Annotated in this window: 2 protein-coding genes; both read right to left on the bottom strand. The window is 51.1% G+C overall.

Annotated features, from left to right (window positions below):
• Nucleotides 1-1,804: condensation domain-containing protein (locus Xmir_RS21985; RefSeq protein WP_422646038.1), on the bottom strand; the 1,804-nt coding region annotated here is incomplete at its 3' end.
• Nucleotides 1,801-2,311: phosphopantetheine-binding protein (locus Xmir_RS21990; protein WP_244171023.1), on the bottom strand; the 511-nt coding region annotated here is incomplete at its 5' end. The genes Xmir_RS21985 and Xmir_RS21990, both read right to left, overlap by 4 nt.

Raw genomic sequence — 2,311 nt, forward strand, 5'->3', positions numbered from 1 at the left:
TGGCATCCTCCAGCATATAGGCCAGCCGTTCAGCCGGATAGGCTGGGTCGAGCGGCAGATAGGCCGCGCCGGCCTTAAGAATACCCAACAGACCGACGATCATTTCCAGACTGCGTTCAACGCAGATAGCCACCCGATCATCAGGCTGTACGCCCAGCGCAAGCAGGTGATGGGCCAGCCGATTAGCGCGGCGGTTCAGTTCACCGTAGCTGAGGGATTGTCCTTCAAACACCACGGCGATAGCATCAGGCGTCAGTTCAGCCTGTTGTTCGAATAGTTCATGGATCAACGCTTCCTGTGGAAAGTCAGCCTGTGGAGCATTGAAGTTCGCCAGCAACTGCTGGCGTTCTGTAACAGACATCATGGGCAGCGATGAAATAGTCTGCGTTACATCTGCGACCATTGCCTTTAGTACGTTCTCAAGGTAACCCGCGATACGAACGACGGTATCTTGATCGAACAAGTCGGTCGCATATTCCAGTTTGCCGACCAAGCCAGAGGGAGTTTCGGTAAGTGACAGTGTCAGGTCGAATTGGGTACTACGATGCGGTTGCTCAATGAATGAAACTTCCAGATCAGGCAGCTTTATCTCCTGAGTTGGGGTGTTATTCAGTGCCAACATGACCTGAAAGATTGGGTTATAACTCAGACTGCGGGCTGGTTGCAATGCTTCCACCACCTGTTCGAAAGGCAGATCCTGATGGGAATAAGCGGCAATCGTCCGTTCACGAACCTGTGTAAGCAGTTCAGATATGGTGCTGTAATGGCTGGGTTGGACACGCAAAGCCAGAGTATTGGCGAAAAAGCCAACCAAACCTTCCAATTCACTGCGTGTACGGTTGGCAACGGGAGTACCGATGACAATATCATCCTGACCACTGAGGCGGGCAAGGACAACGGACCAAGCTGCGAGCAGGGTCATAAACAGGGTAGTGTCTTGGCGCTGATTAAGCGCCTTAAGGGATGTGAGTACTTCAGCATTCAAATGGATAGGTACTTGACTGCCCGCATAGCTCTGTACCGATGGACGTGGTCGATCCGTAGGCAATTCCAGCAGAGCTGGTGCTCCCTTGAGCTGGTTACACCAAAAATCACGCTGTTTGGTCAGGTTTTCTCCTTGCAACTCGCTGCGTTGCCAGACCGCATAATCGGCATATTGAATAGGCAGCGATGGTAACAGGGCGTTGTGATCGTCGAGAACAGCGTGATAGAGCGCTGCGAGTTCGCGAACCATGATGCCGGTGGACCAACCGTCGGAGATGATATGGTGTTGAGTCAGCAACAGCACATGCTCCTCATCAGCCAGTTGCAACAATTGACCACGGATGAGTGGTCCCTGAGTAAAATCGAAAGGTGCACGAGCCTCATATTCGGCGAGTTCGGCAACGCGATTTGTGCGGGCCGTTTCGCTCAGGGAACGCAGATCTAAATGGGAGAGTGAAAAACCAATGTCTGCGGGAGCGATCTGCTGACAAGGCTGATCGTCAACCAACGCAAAGTGAGTGCGCAGGCTCTCCTGACGGGCAACCAGATTATCGAGCGCAGAGGTAAGCGCCGATTGGTTCATCTTACCCGAAAGCCGCAGCGCCACAGGTATATGATAGGCTTGGCTGGCAGCAGAATCGAACTGACCGAGGAACCACAGCCGTTGTTGAGCAAAGGACAACGGTAAAGGCATATGGCGATCCGCTTTCCTTATCGGTAGATGCAATGGGCGATCTCCGTGTTTTTTTAATTGCTCTTTGAGTTTCTTCTCTAAAACGGCACGTTTTAGCATCTCGATATTCATGTTAGTTTTGGTCATTGTTCAGTATCTCCATCTAAAATCGCCATTAACTCTTCTATCGACATTGCATCAAGGTCGCTTTTTATTGATTCAACATCTTTTCCCCATGTAGAGCGCATTTGCGCAGAGAGAATTACCTCTGCTAATTCTGCTAACTTGGGGGATTGGAAAATTGAGACGATGGGTATATCGACTAAAAATTCGGTTTGTATATGTGTTATTAATTGCACAGCGATGAGCGAATGACCGCCTATCTCAAAGAAATGGTCATAACGCCCGACACGTGCCAGCCCCAATAGTTCTTGCCAGATTTGAGCAAGGGTGTTTTCTACTTCCCCAACGGGCGCCTCATAACTGCGGACTGCCACGGCTGACTGTTCAGGGGCAGGCAGCGCCTTACGGTTAAGCTTGCCATTAGGAGTCAGCGGGAAAGTTTCCAGCGTTACAAAGGCGCTGGGCAGCATATACTCGGCCAAGTGCTGTGCCAGTTGCTGGCGCAATTCAGTTGGCATGAGTTCAGTGTCA

The sequence above is a fragment of the Xenorhabdus miraniensis genome, from assembly GCF_002632615.1.